Annotated in this window: 19 protein-coding genes, 1 tRNA gene and 2 pseudogenes; 6 read left to right on the forward strand and 16 right to left on the reverse strand. The window is 67.4% G+C overall.

What is annotated here, in order from left to right; genetic code table 11:
* Positions 1-27: 27 nt before the first annotated feature.
* Positions 28-2,324: pseudogene (locus QP165_RS07935) on the reverse strand (beta-glucosidase family protein).
* A 182-nt stretch (positions 2,325-2,506) separates the two neighbouring features.
* On the opposite strand from QP165_RS07935, the gene QP165_RS07940 reads away from it, so the two are divergent.
* Positions 2,507-3,748, forward strand: a complete 1,242-nt coding sequence (locus tag QP165_RS07940) for an MFS transporter (protein ID WP_333994991.1) — start codon at positions 2,507-2,509, stop codon at positions 3,746-3,748.
* A 7-nt stretch (positions 3,749-3,755) separates the two neighbouring features.
* A complete protein-coding gene (locus QP165_RS07945) occupies positions 3,756-4,772 on the forward strand; it encodes a LacI family DNA-binding transcriptional regulator (RefSeq protein ID WP_333994992.1) in 1,017 nt (338 codons plus the stop codon).
* A 154-nt stretch (positions 4,773-4,926) separates the two neighbouring features.
* On the opposite strand, the gene QP165_RS07950 is transcribed toward QP165_RS07945, so the two are convergent.
* Positions 4,927-5,017 (reverse strand) — tRNA-Ser (locus QP165_RS07950).
* 88 nt (positions 5,018-5,105) lie between these two features.
* On the opposite strand from QP165_RS07950, the gene QP165_RS07955 reads away from it, so the two are divergent.
* Positions 5,106-5,975 (forward strand): peptidylprolyl isomerase, encoded by an 870-nt coding sequence (locus QP165_RS07955; RefSeq protein ID WP_333994995.1) that lies wholly within the window; start codon positions 5,106-5,108, stop codon positions 5,973-5,975.
* On the opposite strand, the gene mmsB is transcribed toward QP165_RS07955, so the two are convergent.
* The 4 genes from mmsB to QP165_RS07975 form a co-directional block, all read right to left on the reverse strand.
* Positions 5,972-6,853, reverse strand: a complete 882-nt coding sequence (mmsB, locus tag QP165_RS07960) for a 3-hydroxyisobutyrate dehydrogenase (protein WP_333994997.1) — start codon at positions 6,851-6,853, stop codon at positions 5,972-5,974. The two genes, QP165_RS07955 and mmsB, sit on opposite strands and share 4 nt — an antisense overlap.
* Before the next feature lie 197 nt (positions 6,854-7,050).
* Positions 7,051-7,827: an enoyl-CoA hydratase gene (locus QP165_RS07965; RefSeq protein ID WP_333994999.1), complete on the reverse strand. Its 777-nt coding sequence runs from the start codon at positions 7,825-7,827 to the stop codon at positions 7,051-7,053.
* Positions 7,828-7,931: 104 nt separating this feature from the next.
* A complete protein-coding gene (locus QP165_RS07970; protein WP_333995001.1) occupies positions 7,932-8,975 on the reverse strand; it encodes an enoyl-CoA hydratase/isomerase family protein in 1,044 nt (347 codons plus the stop codon).
* A 115-nt stretch (positions 8,976-9,090) separates the two neighbouring features.
* Positions 9,091-10,251: an acyl-CoA dehydrogenase family protein gene (locus tag QP165_RS07975; protein WP_056018927.1), complete on the reverse strand. Its 1,161-nt coding sequence runs from the start codon at positions 10,249-10,251 to the stop codon at positions 9,091-9,093.
* Positions 10,252-10,364: 113 nt separating this feature from the next.
* Here QP165_RS07975 and QP165_RS07980 point away from each other — a divergent pair, with 113 nt between their 5' ends.
* Positions 10,365-10,763: a GIY-YIG nuclease family protein gene (locus QP165_RS07980; RefSeq protein ID WP_333995002.1), complete on the forward strand. Its 399-nt coding sequence runs from the start codon at positions 10,365-10,367 to the stop codon at positions 10,761-10,763.
* 287 nt (positions 10,764-11,050) lie between these two features.
* Here QP165_RS07980 and QP165_RS07985 read toward each other — a convergent pair whose 3' ends face one another.
* Positions 11,051-12,598: a CoA-acylating methylmalonate-semialdehyde dehydrogenase gene (locus QP165_RS07985; protein ID WP_333995003.1), complete on the reverse strand. Its 1,548-nt coding sequence runs from the start codon at positions 12,596-12,598 to the stop codon at positions 11,051-11,053.
* A 94-nt stretch (positions 12,599-12,692) separates the two neighbouring features.
* Here QP165_RS07985 and QP165_RS07990 point away from each other — a divergent pair.
* Together QP165_RS07990 and QP165_RS07995 are read left to right on the forward strand one after the other, a co-directional pair.
* Positions 12,693-13,475 (forward strand): annotated as a pseudogene (locus QP165_RS07990) (LysR family transcriptional regulator); the annotation flags it as partial.
* A 258-nt stretch (positions 13,476-13,733) separates the two neighbouring features.
* A complete protein-coding gene (locus tag QP165_RS07995) occupies positions 13,734-15,677 on the forward strand; it encodes a CocE/NonD family hydrolase (protein WP_333996982.1) in 1,944 nt (647 codons plus the stop codon).
* Positions 15,678-15,828: 151 nt separating this feature from the next.
* On the opposite strand, the gene QP165_RS08000 is transcribed toward QP165_RS07995, so the two are convergent.
* The 9 genes from QP165_RS08000 to cyoB all read right to left on the reverse strand — a co-directional run bounded on the left by QP165_RS08000 (position 15,829) and on the right by cyoB (position 23,892).
* Positions 15,829-16,680, reverse strand: a complete 852-nt coding sequence (locus QP165_RS08000; RefSeq protein WP_333995004.1) for a pirin family protein — start codon at positions 16,678-16,680, stop codon at positions 15,829-15,831.
* Position 16,681: 1 nt separating this feature from the next.
* Positions 16,682-17,248 (reverse strand): NADPH-dependent FMN reductase, encoded by a 567-nt coding sequence (locus tag QP165_RS08005; RefSeq protein WP_333995006.1) that lies wholly within the window; start codon positions 17,246-17,248, stop codon positions 16,682-16,684.
* Between the two features lie 22 nt (positions 17,249-17,270).
* Positions 17,271-18,068, reverse strand: coding sequence for a DODA-type extradiol aromatic ring-opening family dioxygenase (locus QP165_RS08010; protein WP_333995008.1), 798 nt, complete (start codon positions 18,066-18,068; stop codon positions 17,271-17,273).
* Positions 18,069-18,168: 100 nt separating this feature from the next.
* Positions 18,169-18,693 (reverse strand): response regulator transcription factor, encoded by a 525-nt coding sequence (locus QP165_RS08015; RefSeq protein WP_333995010.1) that lies wholly within the window; start codon positions 18,691-18,693, stop codon positions 18,169-18,171.
* 19 nt (positions 18,694-18,712) lie between these two features.
* Entirely contained in the window at positions 18,713-20,053 is a 1,341-nt protein-coding gene (locus QP165_RS08020; protein ID WP_443019273.1) for an ATP-binding protein, read from the reverse strand.
* 45 nt (positions 20,054-20,098) lie between these two features.
* On the reverse strand, positions 20,099-20,815 hold the full coding sequence (locus QP165_RS08025) for an SURF1 family protein (RefSeq protein WP_333995012.1): 717 nt from the start codon (positions 20,813-20,815) through the stop codon (positions 20,099-20,101).
* Positions 20,815-21,243, reverse strand: a complete 429-nt coding sequence (cyoD, locus tag QP165_RS08030) for a cytochrome o ubiquinol oxidase subunit IV (RefSeq protein ID WP_333995014.1) — start codon at positions 21,241-21,243, stop codon at positions 20,815-20,817. The genes QP165_RS08025 and cyoD overlap by 1 nt, the downstream gene beginning before the upstream one ends.
* Complete coding sequence (cyoC, locus tag QP165_RS08035) at positions 21,240-21,884, reverse strand: cytochrome o ubiquinol oxidase subunit III (RefSeq protein ID WP_056017017.1); 645 nt, start codon at positions 21,882-21,884, stop codon at positions 21,240-21,242. Before cyoC ends, cyoD begins: the two co-directional genes overlap by 4 nt.
* A 4-nt stretch (positions 21,885-21,888) precedes the next feature.
* Positions 21,889-23,892: a cytochrome o ubiquinol oxidase subunit I gene (gene cyoB / locus QP165_RS08040; RefSeq protein ID WP_333995018.1), complete on the reverse strand. Its 2,004-nt coding sequence runs from the start codon at positions 23,890-23,892 to the stop codon at positions 21,889-21,891.
* Between the last annotated feature and the right edge of the window lie 7 nt (positions 23,893-23,899).

Raw genomic sequence — 23,899 nt, forward strand, 5'->3', positions numbered from 1 at the left:
TCAAGGCCTTTCGCGCGCGGATTTGCCTCAAGGTGTGTCAAATGCAGCACGCGCCGATGCAAGCCGCCGGTCCGTCAGGTTGACCCTGCCCGCCGCGACCATGGTCTGTGCGTCGGTTGCGAGCGTCAGCGCATAGGCGCCGCCCTTGAGGCGCCAGCCGGCGGCTTCCCACCGTGCCAGCGCGCGTGGATCGGCGGTGATCGTCACGGTTCTGGTCTCGCCGGCCGCCAGCGTCTGGCGGGACCAGCCGACCAGCCGCGGTGCGCCGCCGTCCGGCAACGTTGCGTAGAGCTGCGGTACGGCAACGCCCGTCCGCGCGGTCCGGTTGGTAACGGCGAACGTGACGCTGGCGTTGGCGCCGCCCGAGAACCGTGGGTTGCTGATCCGGGTGCTGGCATAGCTCAGCCCGAAGCCGAACGGGAACAGCGGCGAGTCCTTGCGCGTGGCGTACCATCGATACCCGACGTTCGCGCCCTCCTGATAGGTGACGGGATAGGCCGGCAGCAGGCCGGCGTCGCCGGCACCGGCATTGGCGGAGGCATCGTTGCTCGTCGCGCCGGTCGGCGATGTGACCGGCCGGGGGCGAGGAAGCTGCTCGATGGTCCGCGGGAAGCTGATCGGCAGACGACCCGATGCATCGACCTCGCCGAACAGGACGCGCGCGATCGCCTCGCCGCCACGCTGGCCCGGGTACCAGGCTTCGACGATCGCCGGCACGCGCGTCGCCCACGGCATCAGGACGGGTCCACCGGTCTCGAGCACGACGATGGTGCGTCGGTTGGCGGCGGCGACCGCGTCGATCACCGCATCCTGGTTATCGGGAAGCGAAAGCGATGGCGCATCCTGCGCCTCGGTCTGCCAGTGCGTTGCAAAGACGATCGCGAGGTCGGCGGCGCGCGCCGCCTTCGCGGCGGCGGCGGGGTCGGTGCCGTCGACGAACGTCACCGTCGCATTGGGGGCCAGCGCCCTGATCGCCCGAAGCGGCGATGACGAATGATAGGTAATTCGCGCGAACGACGCGGCCGCGCCGCTCTTGAGCGGGATCTCGATCGGCACGCCGCCGACCGAGCGAACCTGCGACGAGCCGCCCCCGGACAAGACGCCGACATCGGCATGCCCGCCAATGACCACGATCGATCGCGCCGTCTTCGCAAGCGGCAACAGGCCGTTCTCATTCCTGAGCAGGACGATCCCGGCCTCGGCGGCACGCTGTGCGACCTCGGCGTTCGCGGCATAGTCGATCGGCTGTGCGGACAGGGGGTGGGATGGTCGTAAAGCCCGCTCGCGATGACGCCGGTCAGGATGCGGCGGACCATGTCGTCGAGCCGTGCCGTCGAGACCCGCCCGGCAGCGACGGCGTCGGCAAGCGGCGTGCCGAAATAGACCTTGGCATCGAGTTCCTGACCCGATTCCTGATCGAGCCCTGCGTTGGCGGCCTTCTCGGTGGAATGGACGGCACCCCAGTCGGACATGACGAACCCCGGATATTTCCAGTCGCCGCGCAGGACGTCGGTCAGCAGCCGCTTGTTCTCGCACGCATAGTCACCGTCGATGCGATTGTACGCGCACATGACCGAAGCCGGCTTCCCGTCCGCGATCGCGATCTCGAACGCCAGCAGGTCGCTTTCCCGCAGCGCCGTCGGATCGATCCGCGCGTCGAGCACGGCGCGTCCCGTCTCCTGGCTGTTCAGGACGAAATGCTTGATCGTCGAGACGATATGGTTCGACTGGACACCCCGGATCGACGCCGCGCCCATCACGCCCGTCAGCAGCGGATCTTCGCCGAGATATTCGAAGTTCCGCCCGTTCCAGGCATCGCGCGTCAGGTTCACGCCGCCGGCCAGCAACACGTTGAAGGTCTTCGCGCGCGCTTCGCTGCCGATCATCGCGCCCCCGGCATAGGCGATGGCGGGATCGAAACTCGCGGCGGTGGCAAGGCTCGCGGGCAGCGCGGTGGCCACGTCGCCCTTGCGCTGCTCGACCTGGTTGGCAACGCCCAGCGACGCATCGCTCTCGCGCAACGTCGGTACGCCCAGCCGTGGGACACCGGGCACATAACCCGCGGACGGGATCATGTCGGCCGTTGCCGGCTTCGCCATCGGCGGGAATATGCCGTGAACATAACGCAGCTTTTCGGCGCGGGTCATCGCCTTCACCAGAGCGTCCGCGCGGTCCGCAGCGGTTCGCGCGGTGTCGCGCCAGATCTCGGCCGTGCGCGCATCCGGTGCGCCGGCGGTCCTTGACGCCGACGCCTGTGCGGAGCCCGCCACCGGCAGCGGCACCGGCAGCGTCTGCGCCGAAAGCGCGATCGGCGCGACGCTCATCAGCGCGCAGGCGATCCGCGGAAATCCGGTGCTCATCCCCGTGCTCATCGTCAATATCCTCCCATGCCGCGTCTTCCCGAGCGGCTTGGAGGCGTGATCGCCAACTCCGACATCGATGTCAATGCGAAGCGCGCGGCCATGGTCGCACGTTGCGCAGCCGCGCCGCCTTGCTAGGATGAGGCGTGACCACCATCAGCATGCTCCTTGCGCCCACGCCCAGCGAACAGCGCGCGACGCTGCTGTTCCGGCTCTGTATCGGCGTCTATTTCCTCGGCGGCTTCCTCAACTCGCTCGTCGGGCTGCTCGTCCCCCGGTTGCGGATGATCGAAGGGCTGAACCACACGCGTTCGCTGCTGGTGCAGTCGGCGTTCCATTCGAGCTATCTCCTCTTTGCCGTGCCGATCACCGCGCTGGTCGTGAAGTTCGGCTACATGCGCAGCATCGCAGCGGGGCTGGTCGTCATTGCGCTCGGGTGCGGCCTGCTGGCCGTATCGCTCGGGTCGCTCGGCTACACGATGGTTCTGCTCGCACTCCTCGCGCTCGCGGGCGGCGTCACCTTTCTGCAGATCGCCGCCAACATCGTCGTGCCCGTGGTCGAACCGGTCCGCCGCGCCGTCTCGCGACTGACCTTGCTGCAAGGCTTCAACTCGCTTGGTACCGTGCTTGCGTCGCTGGCAGGATCGACACTGCTGCTCGGAACGGGTCGGCAACGGCCCGGCGCGCTGGCCGAGCACATACGCGTCGTTCTGCCGTTCCTCGCGGTCGCGCTGGTTGCGCTTGCGCTGGCCGCCGCCTTTATCTCCCGACGCGATCTGCTGCGCGCATCCTCGAGCCCGCGTCGCGTGCCGCTCTCGGGGATCGTCGGCGTGCTGTCGAACCGGCGATTGCTGGCGGGTGGCGGCGCGATGTTCGCCTATGTCGGTGCCGAGGTCACGATCGGCACGCTGCTCGTCGAATATCTGGCGATGCCCGGCATCCTGAACGTCTCGCCCGTCGCGGCGGGGCAACTCGTCGGCCTGTACTGGACAGGGGCGCTGGTCGGCCGATTGGTGGGCGCCCGTTATCTCACCCGCTACGGCGCGCCGACGATGCTGCTCGGCTGCGCGATCGCCGCCGTCGCGCTCGTGGCGATCGCGATCGGCCTGCACGGGCCGGTGGCCGCCGCGGCGCTGCTCGCAGTCGGGCTGTGCAACGCGATCATGTATCCGACGATCTTCGCGCTTTCGCTGCCCGATGACCATTCCACCGCGACCTATGCCTCGATGCTGTTGTGCATGGTGGTCGTCGGCGGCGCGATCATCCCGTTGCTGACCGGCGTTGTCGCGGACGCGGTCGGCCTGACGATGTCCTTCATGCTCCCGGGCGCATGCTACATCGTCATCGCGGCGTTCGCGTGGTGGCGGCAGCGAACATGGGCTTTGTGAGACGATGATGCCGCCGGTCACCATCAAGGATGTCGCGCGCGCTGCAGGCGTGTCGCCCAAGACCGTTTCGCGCGTGATGAACGCGGAGGCGCATGTCCGCCCGGCGGTACGCGATCATGTCCTGCGCGTCGTCGCGGAACTCGACTATCGCCCGAACGCCTATGCCCGCAGCCTGTCGAGCTCGCGATCCTACCTCATCGGGTTGTTCTTCGACGATCCGGCATCGGGATACGCCGCAGACGTCCAGATCGGAGCGATGGCCCGCTGTCGCCATCATGGCTATCATCTCATCGTCGAACGGATCGACCGCAGCGGCTCGGGCGCGCTCGACGAGGTATCGCGCATGGTGCAAGCCCTGCAACTCGCCGGGGTCATTCTCACCCCGCCGATCTGCGACTGGGCGGAGCTCACCGACCTGCTCGATCAGCGCGGCATCCCGGTCGTGAAGCTGAATGCATCACGAACCGACACGTCTGCCGCGGTGATCCACATCGACGATTATCAGGCCGCGCGCGACATGACCGATCATCTCATCGCGCTCGGGCACCGCGACATTGCGTTTGTTCAGGGCATAGCGTCACACGATGCGGCCGGCAAAAGGCTCGCGGGGTTCAGCGACGCGATGCATTGCGCGGGGATCCGCATCAGCGATGGCTGGGTTCAGACCGGTGACTTCAGCTTCCGGTCGGGCATGGCGGCCGGCGACGCGATCCTGTCGACCGACGACCGTCCCAGCGCCGTGTTTGCCGCCAATGACGAGATGGCGCTGGGTGTTCTGGTCAGCGCCGCGCGCAGAAACATCGCAGTCCCCGGGGCGCTGTCCGTCGTCGGCTTCGACGATGCGCCGATTTCGCGGATGGCCTGGCCTCAGCTGACGACCATCCACCAGCCCAACGCCGTCCTCGCAAGCGCGGCGATCGATATCCTGACCGACCCCTCGTACCGACAGGCCGACGACCGCGCCGCGCGATCGGTTCAGGTGCCCTATACCTTTATCGCCCGTTCAAGCTCGGGACCGGCTTGACGCGCGGAGACCTTTGGCCAGCGTGCCGGTATTGCTACGACCTCAGCCTGCAACCGAACGTACGGATCACCAGCGGTAATTCACGCACGCGATGCCTCACCTGCGCGTGCGCACCCCGAAGCGGAATCCGGCAAGATGTGTCTGCAGCGGTTAGTGGCGGAGCGGGAGGGATTCGAACCCTCGATACGCTTTTGACGTATACTCACTTTCCAGGCGAGCGCCTTCGACCACTCGGCCACCGCTCCGCATTGCTCTGGAACGCGCCTGCTAGAGCGGGTTGGGCCGCGGCGCAAGCGATTGCGTGATGCGCGGCACTCGGGCAGTCTCGTGACCATGATCACAGCCCTTCTCGCCGCCGCCCTCGCCCAGGCCGCCCCGACGCCCGCGCCTGCCCCGCCGCTGCCGTCCGATCCGGTCGCGGCGGACTGGGTCGCGGTGCCCGATGACGAGATCCTCGTCTTCACGCTCGCCAACGGGCACGGCTTCACGCTCCGGCTCGCGCCCGCCTATGCGCCCGCGCACGTCGCCAACATCCGCGCGCTCGCCCGCGCGCGCTGGTGGGACAGTGCGACCAGCGTCTACCGCGTGCAGGACAATTATGTCGCGCAATGGGGCGATGCGACCGAGAAGAAGCCGCTCGTCCCCGGCGTCGCGGACGGGATCGCCGCCGAATATGACATGGCCGGGCCGACCGCGGTCGCACGGCTCACCAAGTCCGACCCCTATGCGCAATGGGCAGGATACAGCGCGGATGGCTGGCCGCTCGCCGGATCGGGCGCGCGGCAGTGGCTGCCGCATTGCTACGGGATGGTCGGCGTCGCGCGCGATCTCGCGCCGAGCGTCGGCAGCGGCGCCGAGCTCTACACCGTCATCGGGCATGCGCCGCGCGCGCTCGACCGCAACATCGCGGTCGTCGGGCGCGTCGTCGACGGGATCGAGTGGCTGTCGTCGCTGCCGCGCGGTACGGGGGATCTCGGCTTCTACGCCACGCCTGCCGAACGCAGCCCGATCGTCTCGGCACGGCTGGCGAGCGACCTTCCCGCCGCCACCCGCCCGCATTTCCAGTACCGCGGGGCGCGCAATCCGCGCTTCACCGCCTGGATCGCGGGGCGCGAGAACCGGACGCCGCCCTTCTTCACGGTGCCGGCGGGCGGTGCGGACATCTGCAACGCGCTCCCGCCGGTCCGTCGCACGCCGGGCTAGGCGTTACCCTGCAACGTGCGGATGATCGCGGAGAAGTCGAGCCCGCCCTGCCCGGCCGCGGCGAGCGCCTCGTAGCGCTCGGCGGCCTTCGCGCCCATCGGCGTGTCGGCGCCGACGTCCTGCGCCGCCGCCATCGCGAGCCGCAGGTCCTTGAGCATCAGGGCCGCTGCGAACCCGCCCTGATAGTCATGGTCGGCGGGCGTGTCGGGGCCGATCCCCGGCAACGGCGCATAGCTCGTCATCGACCAGCTCTGCCCCGACGAGACGCTGGCGATGTCGTAAAACGCCTTCGCGTCGAGCCCGAGCTTGTCCGCGAGCACGAACGCCTCGCACGTCGCGATCATCGTCGCGCCGAGGATCATGTTGTTGCAGATCTTCGCCGCCTGTCCCGCGCCGTTGACGCCGGCATGGATCACCGCCTTGCCCATCGCCGCGAGGATCGGCTGCGCGCGCTCGAACGCCGCCGCCGAACCGCCGACCATGAAGGTCAGCGTGCCCGCATTCGCCGCACCGATCCCGCCCGAGACGGGCGCATCGACCGCGGCGAGCCCCTTGGCCTGCGCGGCGTCGGCGACCTGTTTCGCGGTCGCGACGTCGATCGTCGAACAGTCGATCAGGATCGCGGTCGGCGCCGCGACGCCGAACAGCGCATCATACACCTCGGCGACGTGCTTGCCCGCGGGGAGCATCGTCACGATCGCCTCGGCGCCGTCCGCGGCCTCGGCGGCGGAGTCGACGGGCAGGCAGCCCGCCGCCTTCGCCTTGGCCAGCGCGTCGGCGCTCAGGTCGAACGCGCGCACGTCATGGCCGTTCTTCGCGAGGTTGGCGGCCATCCCGCCGCCCATGTTGCCGAGCCCGATGAATCCGATGCGTGCCATGTTCTCTCTCCTAAATCTGCCGCCGCGGCTGTGCCGCTCGCGCTGCGATCCCGCCATATGCGGCGCCGATGTCCCGCACCCCACCACCCCGTCATCCTGACGAAAGTCAGGATCCAGAGCCAGAAACGACACCGCCCTTAACCCTGGATCCTGACGTTCGTCAGGATGACGGGCAGCAACGATGACGGGCGCGCCCGTTACTTGCCCGTCCAGGCCCCCGCGCGCTTCTCGACGAATGCGGCCATGCCTTCGCTCTGGTCCGCGGTGCCGAACAGCCCGTGGAACAGCCGCCGCTCGAACTGGACGCCCATCGCTAGCCCCGTCTCGAACGCCGCGTTGACCATCTCCTTGTTCGCCAGCACCGCGAGCGGCGCCATCGCGGCGATCGTCGCGGCGGTCTTCACCGCCTCCTCGACGAGGTCGTCGGCGGGCACGATACGCGACACCAGCCCTGCGCGCTCGGCCTCGACCGCATCCATCATCCGCCCGGTCAGCACCATCTCCATCGCCTTGGCCTTGCCGACCGCATGCGTGAGGCGCTGCGACCCGCCCATCCCGGGGGACACCGCGAGCTTGATCTCGGGCTGGCCGAACTTGGCGGTATCGGCGGCGAGGATGAAGTCGCACATCATCGCGACCTCGCAGCCGCCGCCCAGCGCATAGCCCGCGACCGCCGCGATGATCGGCTTGCGAGTCCGCGTCACCTGTTCCCAGCCGGCGAAGAAGTTGCTCGCATACATGTCGGCAAAGCCCTGGCTCTGCATCTCCTTGATGTCCGCGCCCGCCGCGAACGCCTTGGCCGAGCCGGTCAGCACCGCGCAGCCCTGCGACGGATCCGCATCGAACGCGGCGAACGCGGCGATCAGGTCGGCGAGCACCTGCGAATTGAGCGCGTTGAGCGCCTGCGGCCGGTTGAGCGTGACGAGCGTCACGCCCCCACGCTGCTCGACGAGGATCGTTTCGTAATCGGCCATGTCAGTCTCCAATAAGCATCGTCATCCTGGACTTGATCCAGGATCCAGAGCCGCGAACGACGTCGCAAGTAACTCTGGATCCCGACTTTCGTCAGGATGACGGATTAACCCGGCGTCCACGCCTCGGCTTCCGGCAACGGCGCGAAGATCTGGTCGATCACGTGATCGCTCACAGCCTCGGGCGTCGCCGGGTCCCAGCGCGGCGCATTGTCCTTGTCGACGATCACCGCGCGGACGCCCTCGATGAAGTCATGCCGCTGCACGACATGCGCGCCGACCGCATATTCCTGTTTCATCTCGTCCGCGAAACTCGCCATCGCCGCGCCTTCGCGGAGCAGCCGGAGTGACACCTTCATCGTCTGCGGCGACTTGGTCCTGAGCGTCGCAAGCGTCTTTGCCGCCCATTCCCCGCCATCAGCGTCGAGCGCGGCATAGATCTCCTCGAGCACGTCGGACGCGAACAGCCGGTCGATCTCGTCCTTGCGCGCAAGGATCTGCGCTTCGGGCGCGGCAGTCGACAGCGCAGCGAGCACGCCGGCAATATCCTGCGGCATCTCGGCGATCCGCGCCTTGGCAGTGTCGAGTGTATCACTCGGCAGATACTGCGTCGCCAACCCCAGCGCGACACACTCCGCCCCATCGAGCCGATGCCCCGTCAGCGCGAGATACTGCCCGATCCGCCCCGGCAGTCGCGACAGATACCAGCCCCCGCCGACATCGGGGAACAGCCCGATCCCGGTCTCGGGCATAGCGAACTTCGTGTTCTCGGTCGCCACGCGGTACGTGCACGGCAAGGCGAGCCCGACGCCGCCGCCCATCGTGATCCCGTCCATGAACGCGACGATCGGCTTGGCATAGACGAACAGCCGGTGGTTCATCCGGTACTCGGCATGAAAGAACGCGCGTGCGTCGACGCCATCGCCGGCTCCCGATGCGGCCAGCATCCGGATATCCCCGCCCGCGCAAAACCCGCGACCCTCGGCATGGTCCACGACGATCGCCTCGACCGAAGCATCCCCGCGCCACGCCTCGAGCGCCTCCAGCACACCCTCGCACATCGCCAGATTGAGTGCATGCAACGCCTTGGGCCGGTTCAACCGAATCCGGCCGACAGGCCCTTCATGTTCAACGATTAGATCATCGGTCACGCGATCACCTCCCGGGCACCATCTCCGCGCCTCCGCGTCTCCGCGTGAGAAAATTCTTTGTTCACGCGGAGGCGCGGAGCCGCGGAGGAGAAGGAGGGAGCAACGCTGCGCGGGCTCACTGCCGGGTCAGTTCGCGGCCGACGATCATCCGCATGACCTGGTTCGTACCCTCGAGGATCGAATGCACGCGCAGGTCGCGCCAGAAGCGTTCGATCGGGTAATCCTGCAGATACCCATAGCCGCCATGCAGCTGCAACGCGCGGTCGACCACCGACGAGCCGGTATCCGTCGCCAGCCGCTTCGCCATCGCCGCGAACTTGGTCTTGTCGGGCGCGTTCGCCGTCACCTTGGCCGCCGCGATGTACAGCAGCGCGCGCGCCGCCTCGAGTTCGGTCGCCATGTCGGCCAGCATGAACTGCGTGTTCTGGAAGTCCGCGATGGGCTTGCCGAACTGCTTGCGGTCGCGCGTATAGGCGATCGCCTCGTCGAGACACCGCTGCGCGCCGCCGAGCGAGCACGCGCCGATGTTGAGCCGCCCGCCATCGAGCCCCATCATCGCGATCCGAAACCCCTCGCCCTCGCCGCCGACCATGTTCGCGCCCGGCACGCGGACGCCGTCGAAGATCACCTGCCGCGTCGGCTGCGAATGCCAGCCGAGCTTCTTCTCGTTCGCGCCGAACGACACGCCGGGCATGTCTTTCTCGATCACGAGGCAGGAAATGCCCTTCGGCCCCTCCTCCCCCGTGCGGACCATGGTGACGTACACCTCGTTCTCGCCCGCGCCCGAGATGAACTGCTTCGAGCCCGTCACGATCCAGTCGTCGCCGTCGCGCACCGCGCGCGTCTTGAGCGCGGCGGCATCCGACCCCGAGCCCGGCTCGGTCAGGCAATAGCTCGCCAGCCGGTCCATCGTCACCAGATCGGGGAGATACTTGTCCTTCACCGCGGCCGACCCGAACCGGTCGATCATCCACGCCGCCATGTTGTGAATGCTGATGAACGCGCTCGTCGAAGGACACCCGTACGACATCGCCTCCATGATCAGCGCGGCTTCGAGGCGCCCGAGCGCGATCCCGCCGCTCTCCTCGCTGACATAGATCGACGCGAAGCCGAGCTCGGCCGCCGCCTTGATCGTGTCGCGCGGAAAGATGTGCTTCTCGTCCCACTCGGCCGCATGCGGCGTGATCCGGTCGGCGGTGAAGCGGCGCGCGAGTTCCTGGATCTCGCGCTGGTCGCCCGTTAGATCAAATTGGGTGAGGTCGAACTGGTTGGTCATCGGGCTTTCCTGTGTCGTCATACTGGGCTTGACCCAGTATCCAGAGCGGCGAATGCTGACGCCTGTGGCTCTGGATCCTGACCTTCGTCAGGATGACGGGGTGGGGGAATGATATGGCTAGGCAACCCGCGGTCTATATCATGGCGAGCTGGCGCAACGGAACGCTCTACATCGGCGTGACGTCCGACCTGATGGCGCGGATCGTTCAGCATCGCGACGGCATGTTCGACGGGTTCTCAAAGCGATACGGCGTGAACCGGCTGGCCTGGTTCGCGATGGCAGACACGATGGACGCGGCGATCACGCGCGAGAAACAGCTCAAGGTCTGGAAACGATCCTGGAAGACCACGCTGATCGAGACGGACAACCCGACCTGGCGCGACCTCGCCGAAGACTGGGGCTTCGCCCCCTCCCCCACCGTCATCCTGACGAAAGTCCGGATCCAGAGCCACGAGCGTAGCGCTCCGCAACTCTGGATCCTGGATCAAGTCCAGGATGACGGGAGGGTGTAACGCGGACCCACCCCGCGCGGACGCCGCGTAATCGCCCACCCCTCCGTCATCCTGACGAAAGTCAGGATCCAGAGCCACGAACGCCGCGCTCCGCAACTCTGGATCCCGGATCAAGTCCAGGATGACGGAAGAGGGTAACGCGACCCCACCCCGCACCAACACGTCGCAATCGCTTATCCCACCGTCATCCTGACGAAAGTCAGGATCCAGAGTCACGAACGCCGCGCTCCGCAACTCTGGATCCTGGATCGAGTCCAGGATGACGGAAGAAAGGGAGCGCACCCCACTCACCCCATCGTCGGAATGACGAACGCGTCGTTGTTCCGCGCCGGGCCGCCATCTTCCGCCATCGCCGGCAGCGCGGAGCCATCAGGCCAGCGTTGCGTGATCGTCTTGACCTTGGTCCAGAACTTCACGCCTTCCATCCCGTGCTGGTTGGTGTCGCCGAACGCGCTGCGCTTCCACCCGCCGAACGTATGATACGCGACCGGCACCGGGATCGGCACGTTGATCCCGACCATCCCGACATTCACCCGCGCCGCGAACTCGCGCGCCGCATGGCCGTTGCGCGTGAAGATCGCGACGCCGTTGCCGTATTGATGCTCGCTCGGCAGCCGCACCGCCTCCCCGAAATCCTTCGCGCGGACGATCTGCAACACCGGCCCGAAGATCTCCTCCTTGTACGCCGACATGTCCGTCGTCACGTGATCGAACAGCGACGGCCCGATGAAGAACCCCTTCTCATGCCCCTGCAACTCGAACCCGCGCCCGTCGACGACCAGCTCCGCGCCCTCGTCGACACCCGTCTGGATCCAGGTCTCGATCCGGCTGCGATGCGCCGCGTTCACCACCGGGCCGTAATGCGCGTCATTGTCGGTCGACACGCCCACGCGCAAAGCCGCAATCGCCGGGATCAGCTTCTCGCGCAAAGCGATCGCGGTCTTCTCGCCGACCGGCACCACCACCGGCAACGCCATGCACCGCTCACCCGCCGAGCCGAACGCCGCGCCCGACAGGTCGGCGACGACCTGGTCGAGGTCCGCGTCGGGCATCACGATGCCGTGGTTCTTCGCGCCGCCCATCGCCTGGACGCGCTTGCCCGCCTCGACGCCGCGGCGGTAGACGTAATGCGCGATGTCGGACGACCCGACGAAGCTGACCGCCGAGATCGCCGGATGATCGAGGATCGCGTCGACCATTTCCTTGTCGCCGTGGACGACCTGGAAGATCCCCTCGGGCAGCCCCGCCTCGAGGAACAGCTCGCCGAGCCGCACCGGCACCGACGGATCGCGCTCGCTCGGCTTCAGGATGAACGCGTTGCCCGTCGCGATCGCGACGCCGCTCATCCACAGCGGGATCATCGCGGGGAAGTTGAACGGGGTGATGCCGGCGCCGATGCCCAGCGGCTGGCGCATCGAATAGACGTCGATCCCCGGTCCCGCGCCTTGCGTATACTCGCCCTTCAGGATGTGCGGAATCCCGCAGCAGAACTCGATCACCTCGAGCCCGCGCTGGATGTCGCCCTTCGAGTCCGCGATCACCTTGCCGTGCTCGGACGACAGCAGCCGCGCGAGCTCGTCCATGTTCGCCTCGACGAGCCGCTTGAACTCGAACATCACGCGCGCGCGGCGCTGCGGGTTGGTTGCCGCCCAGCCCGGCTGCGCCTTGTGCGCGGCGGCCACCGCGCGGTCGAGATCGGCCTGCGTGCCAAGCGTCACACGCGCCTGGATCTCGCCGCTGTTGGGATCGAACACGTCGCCGCTGCGCGCGCCGCCGGAGCGCGGTGCACCCGCGCCGCCGCCTGCGATCAGATGCTCGATGGTGCGAACGGTCATGGCGCCTCTCCTTGTTTTGTGGCCTCTACACCACCGCATCCACCACGACACAAGCGATAGACTTGCAGGCGATAGCTGCATATCTGCAGCCGGCATGGACTGGAGCGACCTCCCGATCTTCCTCGAAGTCGCCCGCGCGCAGCAGCTTGGCCGCGCCGCGGCGAGCCTTGGTGTCGATGCGACGACGGTCGGCCGCCGCCTCCGCCGGCTCGAGACCGCGGTCGGCCAGCGGCTGTTCGAACAGGGCCCCGACGGCCAGATCCTGACCAGCGCGGGCGAGGACCTGCTCGCGCGCGCGACCGCGATGGCGGCGATCGCGTCGGACATCCGCACCCCGCCCGCGGGCCGGACCGAGGTCGACGGCACGATCCGCGTCAGCGTCGCCGAGGGGTTCGGCACCTGGTTCGTCAGCCGGCATCTCGGCACGCTCGCGCAGGCGCATCCCAGGCTCGCGGTCGATCTCGTCGCGACCAGCGGGTTCCTCAACCCGACCCGGCGCGAGACCGATGTCGCGGTCCTGCTCGCGCGCCCGCGCCGCGGTCCGCTGCGGACGCGCAAGCTCACCGACTATACGCTGCGGCTCTATGCGTCGGCGGAGCATCTCGCGGTGCACGGCCCGGTGCACGGCATCGCCGACCTGCGCGACCGGCGGATGATCGGCTATGTCCCCGACATCGTCTACGCGCCCGAGCTGCGCTATCTCGACGAGATCCCGGGCGTCCGCGACCCCGTGCTGCGCTCGTCGAGCATCAACGCGCAGGCGCACATGATCGCGGCGGGCGCAGGGATCGGCGTGCTCCCCTGCTTCATCGGCGAGGCGTATCCGGGGCTCGTCGCGATCCTCCCTGACATCCGCATCAGCCGCGCCTTCTGGCTGGTGACGCACCAGGACACCGGCCGCTTCGACGCGATCCGCGCCTTCACCGACTGGCTCGTCGCCCTCGTCGGCCGCGAGCGCGCGGTGCTCGCCCCCTTCCATCATCCTGACGCCCCCCCTTTTCGTCATCCTGACGAAAGTCAGGACCCAGAGCCAAAACCACCGTCACCCGCGATCTCGTGCCGGCGAGACAAACCCGATTGCCCCCGCGCGACAATTGCGCCTAGCCTGTGGCCATTCCCCTCCCGGAGCGTTTGCATGACCTTCAAGCTCGTCCTCCTCGCCTCGATCGCGCTCGCCACCGTTTCGTCGGCGCAGGTGCCCCAGACTGTTTCTGACAAGACCGCCCCCGCCGGCGGCGACGTGCCGGCCAGGTTCGTCCCCGCCACCGCCAACCGCGATTACGTCAAGCGCGAGGTGATGGTCCCGATGCGCGACGGGACGAAGCTCTACACCGTCATCGTCTATCCCAAGGGGCTGACCAACGCGCCGATCGTCCTGACGCGCACGCCCTATGACGCGAAGTCGCGCGCGACGCGGATGGACAGCCCGAGCATCCTCTCGACGCTGCCGCTCGCCGACGAGATGTTCGTCAAGGGCGGGTATATCCGCGTCTATCAGGACGTCCGCGGCAAATATGGCTCGGAGGGCGAGTATGTCGTCACGCGCCCGGTGATCGGCCCGCTCAACCCGACCAAGGTCGATCATGTCACCGACGCCTATGACACGATCGACTGGCTGGTGAACAAGGCGAACCTGCCCGAGTCGAACGGCCGCGTCGGCATGATCGGGTCGTCGTACGAGGGCTTCACCGTCGTCATGGCGCTGCTCAACCCGCACCCTGCGCTGAAAGCCGCGGTGCCCGAAAGCCCGATGATCGACGGCTGGATGGGCGACGACTGGTTCCATTACGGCGCGTTCCGCCTCGCCAACATCGCCTGGCTCGGCGGCCAGACCGGCTACAAGGGCGCGGGCAAGGCGCCGCCGACGGGCGGCTATGACGATTACGAGAATTTCCGCCGCATCGGCTCGGCGGGCGACTGGGCCAAGGCGTCGGGCTATGACCAGCTGCCCTATTGGCAGCGGATGGTCGCGCATCCCGCCTATGACGCATTCTGGCAGGGCCAGGCGCTCGACAAGTTGCTCGCCGCCAACCCTTCGAACGTGCCGACGCTCTGGGAACAGGGGCTGTGGGATCAGGAGGACATGTACGGCGCGATCACCGCGTGGGAGGCGCTCAAGGCCAAGGGCAAGATGGGCAACAACCATCTCGTCATGGGCCCGTGGCGGCACAGCCAGGTCAATCGCGACGGCCGCAGCCTCGGTCCGTTCGAGTGGGACGGCGACACCGCGCAGCAGTTCCGCGAACAGATGGTGCTGCCGATGTTCGACCAGTATCTGAAGGACGGCCCCGCGGTCACGCTGCCCGCCGCGGCGATCTACAACACCGGCGAGAATCACTGGGACAAGCTCACGACCTGGCCGCTCGCGTGCGAGACCGGCTGTGCCGCACCCTTGAAGCCGATCTATCTCGGCGCCGAGGGCGGGCTGGGCTTCACCAAGGCGGCGAGCGGCGGCGACAGCTATGTCTCCGACCCCGCCAAGCCCGTCCCGCATCTGCCGCGCCCGGTCAATTTCGGCGACGGCCGCTGGGGCGACTGGCTGGTCAGCGACCAGCGCGGGGTGGATGGCCGCACCGACGTGATGACCTACACGACCGAGGTGCTGACGACACCCGTCCGCGTGTCGGGCGCACCGATCGCGGACATCTATGCCAAGACGACGGGGACCGACGCCGACTTCGTCGTCAAGGTGATCGACGTCTATCCCGACGAGGTCGCGAGCGATCCGAAGATGGGCGGCTATGAGCTGCCGATCAGCCTCGACATCTTCCGCGGCCGCTACCGCGACAGCTTCGCCAAGCCGACCGCGATCCCCGCGGGCAAGACGCAGCGCTACAAGTTCCGGCTGCCGACGGTGAACCACGTGTTCCAGCCGGGTCACCGGATCATGGTCCAGGTCCAGTCGAGCCTGTTCCCGCTCTACGACCGCAACCCGCAGACCTTCGTCCCCAACATCTTCCTCGCGAAGAAGGCGGACTACAAGAAGGCGACGGTAACGATCGAACGCGGCGGCGCGAATGCGAGCGCAGTGTGGCTGCCCGTGGTCGCGGTCGACCAGTCGGCGGTGCAGGCGAAGTAAGCGCAAAATCCTCCCCCGCCAGGGGGAGGTGTCGCCGAAGGTGACGGAGGGGGAGGATACGGAACAGGCGTTTCCCTTCCCGCCCCCTCCGTCAGGCTGACGCCTGCCACCTCCCCCTGGCGGGGGAGGATCTAGTTTGGACGTCCCGCGCTCAGATAACCGGCGCGGGCCCGAACAGCCCCGCCTGGTAATCGCGGATCGCCTCGCCGATCTCCTCGCGCGTCGTCATCACGAAAGGCCCGTGCGCGACGACCGGTTCGTCGATCGGATCGGCATGCCCGAACACCAGCCGCACCGGCCCCGCCGCCACAACCTCGACCGTATCGCCGTCCTCATCGAACGTGACGAGATGCCACGGCTCGACGACCGTGCCGCCAACCTCGGGCCGCCCCTCGATCACATAGAAGAACACGCTGCGACCGCGCGGCGCCGGCAGCGTCACCCGCCCCCCCGCCGCCAGCTCGACCGTCATCATCGCAACCCCGGTCAGCGACTCGACCGGCCCCGCCCGCCCTTCGAACGTCCCCGCAATGACATTCACGACGCCGCCGTCGACCGCGACCGCCGGAATATCCTCGCGCTGGAGCCCGGTATAGGCAGGCTGCGTCATCTTCAGCCGCCCCGGCAGATTGACCCACAGCTGCAGGATCTCGAGCGGCCCGCCGTCGCGCTTGAACGACGCGGGCGAGATCTCGGCATGGATCAGCCCCGACCCCGCGGTCATCCACTGCACCCCGCCTGCGCGCATCACGCTTTCGTGCCCGCCGCTGTCGAGATGCGCCATTTCGCCGCTCAGGATGAAGCTGACCGTCTCGAACCCGCGATGCGGATGCGGCCCGAACGGCAGGCCGTTATTCCCCGGCCGATACGTCTGCGGCCCGTGATGGTTGAGGAACAGGAACGGATCGACCTGCGGCAGCTGCGGCCCCGGCAGCGGCCGCCGCGTGACGAGATCGGCGATATCGTCACGCTGGGCGGGGTAGGTCCGCAGCACGCGCCGCATCTCAGTTGGCCTCGCGCACGGCCGAGGCGGGCCGCGCGATCTCGCGCAGCAGGTCGTCGACCCCGTGCATCAGGAACTCGAGCGTGCCCTGGTCGCCCAGCCGCCCGTCGGTCATCTTCTCGTGCACCGCGCCGATCACCGATTGCGGCCGCAGCAGCGTGCGCGCGCCGATCGACGCCAGCGTCTCGTTGAGCTGCGCCTGCGCGCGCGCGCCGCCGACCGCACCCGGCGACGAGGTCAGCGTGAACACCGGCTTCCCCGTCAGCGTCGCCTTGCCATAGGGCCGCGACGCCCAGTCGAGCGCGTTCTTGAGCACGCCCGGCATCCCGTGATTATATTCGGGCGACGCGATCACGATCCCGTCCGCCTCGCCGATCGCGGCGCGGAACGCGGCCACCGTCTCGGGCGGCGTCTCGGTGTCGGCGTCCTGATCGTACATCGGGATCGCGTTGAGCGGGAAGATCCGCAGCGTCGCCTTGTCGCCCAGCGCATCGGCGAGCGATTCGAGGATCGCGGTGTTGAACGAGTGGCGGCGCAGGCTGCCGGAAATACCGAGAAGAAGGGGCATGGACGTGTCTCCTGTGAAAGGGTCAGGCAAAGCTGAAACCGGAAATCGCGGTCTCGAGAACGTGTTCGGCGTAAATCCTGGTCCCGCGCGCCTCCGACGCGCCCGCGGCGACGATCAGCGGCAGCAGGTGCTCCGCGCGCGGGTGCGACAGCCGCCCCGCGGGCGCATCGGCCCAGCGATCGAGCGCGGCACCGCGCGCGTCGGGCGCGGCCGCGACCGCATCGCTCAGCCACGCATCGAACGCCTCGGACGGTGCGGTGAACCGCGGATCGCCATAGCCGCGCATGTTGTGGAAACTCATCCCCGACGCGACGATCAGCACGCCCTCGTCGCGCAGCGGCGCGAGCGCGCGGCCCGCCGCACGGTGCAGCGCGGGGTCGAGATCCCGGTCGACCGACATCTCGACCACCGGGATATCGGCCTCCGGAAACGCGACCTTCATCGGCACGAACACGCCGTGATCGAGCCCGCGCGCCGGATCGACCTGCGCCGCGATCCCCGCCGCCTCGAGCAACGCCGCGCCGCGCGCTGCCAGCGCAGGGGCGCCCGGCACGTCGTAGCGCAGCTCATAGGTATGCGGCGGGAAGCCGCCATAATCGTAGATCAGCGGCGGCCGGGCGGCGCCGGTAAACGCGAAGCCCCGCGTTTCCCAATGCCCCGACACGACCAGCACCGCGCGCGGCCGCTCGGGCAGGCGATCGGCGAGCGTGCGCAGGAACGCCGCCATGCCGGTCCAGTTGCCCGCGGGATCCTCCATGAAGAAGCACGGTCCACCGCCATGCGGGATGAACAGGCTCGGCTGGCGCAAGGTCGTGGTCATCGGACGGCTCCCGGCAGGACGGTCCACGCGATCTAGGCGCTGCGATCGCCCCCCGGAATAGCGCGTTCGGCAACACAGCGTTGCCGCGCGCCCCTGCGCATCACTTGACCGGGCGCTTCTCCAGCTTCCGCGCGAGTGTGCGCCGGTGCATGCCCAGCTGCCGCGCCGTCTCCGATATGTTGAACCCGGTCTCCGCCAGCGTCGCGTGGATCCGCTCCCATTCGAGCGTCTTGATCGTCGCGCGGCGTTCGGTGACCGCGGTGTCGACCTTGCCCTCGGTCCGGTCGAACGCCGCCTCGATGTCGTCGGTGTTCGACGGCTTCACCAGGTAATGCGACGCGCCGAGCTTGATCGCCTCGACCGCGGTCGCGATGCTGGCAAACCCCGTCAGCACGACGACGAGGATATCGGGATCGTGCGCATGCAGCGTCTGGACGCAGACGAGCCCCGACGCGCCGCCGAGCTTCAGATCGACCACCGCATATTGCGGCACCCCGTCCGCCAGCAGCACCACCAGGTCCTCATGGCTCGCCGCCAGCCGGACCGCATAGCCGCGCCGCTCGAACGAGCGTTTGAGCGTGCGCGCGAACGTCTCGTCATCCTCGACGATCACCAGATGCTTCACCGGGGGAGGCCGTCGTCGTTCATTCGTCACGCTCCAGTGCGATCGCCGCGAGCGGCAGCGTCAGCGTCACTTCCGCCCCACCCGAATCCCGATTGGCGACCGCGACGCTGCCGCCCAGCTTGCGCATCGCGTTGACCGCGAGGAACAGCCCGAGCCCGTGCCCCGGATCGCGCTTGCTCGACTGATAGGGCTTGCCGAAGCTCGCCAGCTTGTCGCGCGTGAACCCCGGCCCGTGATCGCGCACGATCAGCGCGAGGTGATCGCCCGTCCGCTCGCCCGAAAATCCGACCCAGTGCGGCGACGCCTCCGCCGCATTGTCGAGCACGTTCGCGATCACCTGTTTCAGCGCGGGGTCCGACACGATCAGCGGATCGTCGCCCAGCCGGCTGGTATAGTCGAACTCGACCCCGGCATGCAGCGCGCGCCAGTCCTCGACGATCGCGTCGAGAAACGCGTGCAGCGGCACGACCTCGGGCGCCTCGCCGCGCGCTTCGCCCGCCGCGAGCAGGATGTTGGTGACGATCGTCTTGCACCGCTGCACCTCGGCCTGCATCTCGCCGATCTCCTCGAGCATGCCGGCATCGGTGACGAGCGCGGGCATCCGCTTCCAGTCGTTGAGGATCACCGCGAGCGAGGCGAGCGGCGTGCCGAGCTCGTGCGCGGCGCCCGATGCGAGCAGGCCCATGCGGACGATATGGTCCTCCTCCGCCGCCTGTTGCCGCAGGTCGGCGAGATGCTCGTCGCGTGCGCGCAGGTTCCCCGTGATCCGCGTCATGAACAGCACGAGCAGCGTCGCGATCAGCAGGAAGTTGAGCAGCGACCCGACCGTATAGAGCGCGAAATACTCGCCCGTGTAATCGGTCGGCAGCGCGAGCGGGCGATAGCGGATCGTCAGCAGCGCGAAGCACCCGCCCGTCACCCCGACGATCGCCCAGCTCGACCAGCGATCGAGCAGCACCGCGCCCAGCACGACCTGCAACAGATACAGCGCGATGAACGGGTTGGTCGCGCCGCCGCTCAGGTACAGCTGCACCGTCAGCAACGCGACGTCGAGCAGCATCGCCAGCAGCAGCTGCGCGTTCGCCCCGCGCTGCCACCCGTAGAGCCGCATGCTCGCGAGGTTGAGCGCGACCGACGCCGCCATCGCCATCAGCATGGGGACGAGCGGCAGGTCGATCCCGAACAGGAACCGCACCGTCAGCACCGTGACCAGCTGCCCCGCCACCGCGATCCAGCGCAGCGTCACCAGCTGCCGCATGTTCGCGTTGCCCGCCGCATCGGTATCGGCGCGCGCGCGGCTCAGCCATGTCTGCCACCGCGACGTGTCGAGCGTCATTCGTGTCGTGTCGGGCGGCGTCACGCGGTCGATCCCTCCTGCGACGGCATCAACGCGCGAGCGCGCGTCTCAGCGCCCGTCACGGCGGCGCTCGTTGCGCACGACGATCACGAAGCCGAGCGCCGTCATCGCGGCAAGGCCGAACCAGGTCAGCATATAGACGAGATGGTTGTTCGGAAACGCGATGATCGTCAGCCCGCCGACGGGTGCGCCGGTCCCGACCCTGTCGGCATCGATGAAATAGGGCGCGGTGCGCCCCAGCTCGCGCTTCGCCGCGATCGCCGCGACGTCGCGCGAATACCAGCTGTCGGCAGCGGCATCGTTGCTGCGCAGGAACCCGCCCTTTGGCTCGGTGATGCGCAGATACCCCGTCACCGTGACGGACCCCGCGGGCCGCGCATGCGTGCGACGCTGCTCGGGCGAGACATAGCCGCGATTGACGAGGACGCTGAACCCTCGCGCGGTCCGCAGCGGCGTCATCACCCAATAGCCGCTGCCGAGCGCGGTGGCCGCGCGGACCAAAGTCTCGCGGTCATGGACGAATGTGCCGCTCACGCGGATCCGGCGATAGGCGTCGCTCGCGGAAGTGATCGCCGGCCAGCGGTCGGGCCCCGGCGGTGCGACCGGCGCGGCGGTCGCGCGCGCGTCGACCTGCCGGATCAGGTCGAGCTTCCACGCGCGGCGCTCGACCTGCCACACACCCAGCGCGACGAACCCGGCGAACAGCAGCAACGCGATGAAGCCTGCCACCCATATCGCCGGCCGCGGCCGGGCATGCGCGGTCATCACATGTCTACCGCGGCCTGCATCGGCATCATGTTCGTGTTCATGTGATACATGACCCAGATCGACCCGCTGAGCGTGATCACGACGAGGATGATCGTGAAGATCAGCGCCATCATCGTCCAGCCATTCTCGGACTTGGTGTTCATGTGCAGGAAGTAGATCATGTGGACGATGATCTGGAGCACCGCGAACAGCATGATGACCAGCGCGGCGGTCGACGGGTCCTTGAACGCCCCCGTCATCACCGCCCAGAACGGCACCGCAGTCAGCAGGACCGAGAGGAAGAACCCCTTGAGATAGCTCCCCCGCGTCCCGTGCGACGCGTGGTCGTTCCCGTGATCGTCGTGCCCGTGCGCGTGCCCATGCGCGTGATCATCGTGCGCGTGCTCGGCATGCGCATCGTGCGGCGTGGCGTGGCGGTCGGTCATCGCAGCGAACCCATCAGATAGACGAAGGTGAAGACGCCGATCCAGATGACGTCGAGAAAGTGCCAGAACATGCTGAGGCACATCAGGCGGCGCTTGTTCGCGGCGATCAGGCCATGCTTTTGCACCTGCACCATCAGCGTGACGAGCCAGATGAAGCCCATCGTGACGTGCAGGCCGTGCGTGCCGACCAGCGTGAAGAACGACGACAGGAACGCGCTGCGCGTCGGGCCCGCACCCTCGTGGATGAGGGTCGCGAACTCGTACATCTCGATCGACAGGAAGCACAGGCCGAACAGACCGGTGAACGCGAGCCACATCTGCATGATGCGCTGGCGGCCCTCTTCCATCGACAGCATCGCAAAGCCGTAGGTGATCGACGAGAACAGCAGCATCGCGGTGTTCACCGCGACGAGCGGCAGCTCGAAGATCTCCTTGGGCGTCGGCCCGCCGGCATAGCTGCTGCCGAGCACGCCGTACGCCGCGAACAACACCGCGAAGATGAGGCAATCGCTCATCAGGTACATCCAGAAGCCCAGCATCGTGCTGCTGCCCTCGGGATGGTGATGTTCCTCGAGCTGGTAGAACGAGAGGGGCTCACCCTTCTCGTCCAGACCATCCTTCTTCAATGATACCGAAGACATCGCGTCAGGCTCCCTGGGTCGCGAGCAGGCGGGTGCGCGCGTCCTCGCTGGCGATCACGTCCTCGACCGGGATGTAGAAGTCGCGCTTGTAGTTGAAGGTGTGGAAGATCGTCGTGGCGAAGATCCCGACCAGCGCCAGACCCGCCAGCCACCACATGTACCAGATCATCGCGAAGCCGAACGCCACGCTCAGTCCGGCAAGGACGACACCGGTGCCGGTGCCGCTCGGCATGTGGATCTTGCGGAAGCCGCTGAGCGGCCGCTCGTGCTTGCGGTCCTTCATGTCGTACCAGGCGTCCAGGTCATGGACGACGGGCGTGAACGCGAAGTTGTACTCCGGCGGCGGCGACGAGGTCGCCCACTCCAGCGTACGACCGTTCCACGGATCGCCGGTATGGTCGGCAAGCGCCTCGCGGTTCCGGATGCTGACGAAGATCTGCATCAGGAAGGCACCGATGCCCGCTGCGATCAGCGCTGCGCCGAGCGCGGCGATGACGAACCAGATCTGCAGGTTCGGATCGTCGAAATAGCGCATCCGGCGGGTCACGCCCATCAGGCCGAGCACATAGAGCGGCATGAACGCGAGGTAGAAGCCGACGACCCAGCACCAGAACGAGATCGTGCCCCACTTCGGGTCGAGCCGGAAGCCGAACGCCTTGGGGAACCAGTAGTTGATCCCCGCGAACATCCCGAACAGCGTCCCGCCGATGATCACGTTATGGAAATGCGCGACCAGGAACAGCGAGTTGTGCAGCACGAAGTCGGCTGGCGGCACTGCGAGCAGCACGCCGGTCATCCCGCCGATCGTGAACGTCACCATGAAGGCCACCGTCCACATCATCGGCAGCTCGTACCGGATCCGCCCCTTGTACATCGTGAACAGCCAGTTGAAGATCTTGGCCCCGGTCGGGATCGAGATGATCATCGTGGTGATGCCGAAGAACGAGTTGACGCTCGCGCCCGACCCCATCGTGAAGAAATGGTGCAGCCAGACGAGATACGACAGGATCGTGATGACGAGCGTCGCATAGACCATCGAGCTGTAGCCGAAGAGGCGCTTGCCCGAGAAGGTCGAGGTGACTTCCGAGAAGATGCCGAACGCCGGCAGGACCAGGATGTAGACCTCGGGGTGACCCCAGATCCAGATCAGGTTGACGTACATCATCGGGTTGCCGCCCGCGTCGTTCGTGAAGAACGCCGTGCCGATATAGCGGTCGAGCGACAGCATCGCGAGCACTGCGGTCAGCACCGGGAAGGCGGCGACGATCAGGATGTTGGTGCACAGCGCGGTCCAGGTGAAGATCGGCATCTTCATCAGGCCCATGCCGGGTGCGCGCATCTTGACGATCGTCGCGACCAGGTTGACGCCCGACAGCAACGTGCCGACGCCCGCGATCTGCAGCGCCCATATGTAATAGTCGACACCGACATCGGGCGAATAGGCGATCCCCGACAAGGGCGGCATCGCCAGCCAGCCGGTCCGCGCGAACTCGCCGATGAACAGCGACATCATGACGACGACGGCACCCGCCGCGGTCATCCAGAAGCTGAAATTGTTGAGGAACGGGAACGACACGTCGCGCGCACCGATCTGGAGCGGAACGACATAGTTCATCAGGCCCGTGACCATCGGCATCGCGACGAAGAAGATCATGATCACGCCGTGCGCGGTGAACACCTGGTCATAGTGATGCGCGTTGAGATAGCCTTCGCTACCCCCGAACGCCATCGCCTGCTGCAGGCGCATCATGATCGCGTCGGAAAATCCGCGCAGCAGCATGACGATCGCGAGCACCATGTACATGATGCCGATCTTCTTGTGGTCGACGCTGGTGAACCACTGGTTCCACAGATAGCCCCACACCTTGAAATAGGTGAGGGCCGCGACGAGTGCGGCGCCGCCGATCGCCACCATCCCGAACGTCGCGACGACGATCGGTTCGTGCAGCGGCAGCGACTCCAGCGTGAGCCGCCCGAAGATGGTCTTCAACAGGGTATCAGACATCATGGTTCTC

Origin of the sequence: Sphingomonas sp. 22R3R2A-7, from assembly GCF_036856055.1 — a bacterium.
Taxonomy (GTDB): domain Bacteria; phylum Pseudomonadota; class Alphaproteobacteria; order Sphingomonadales; family Sphingomonadaceae; genus Sphingomonas.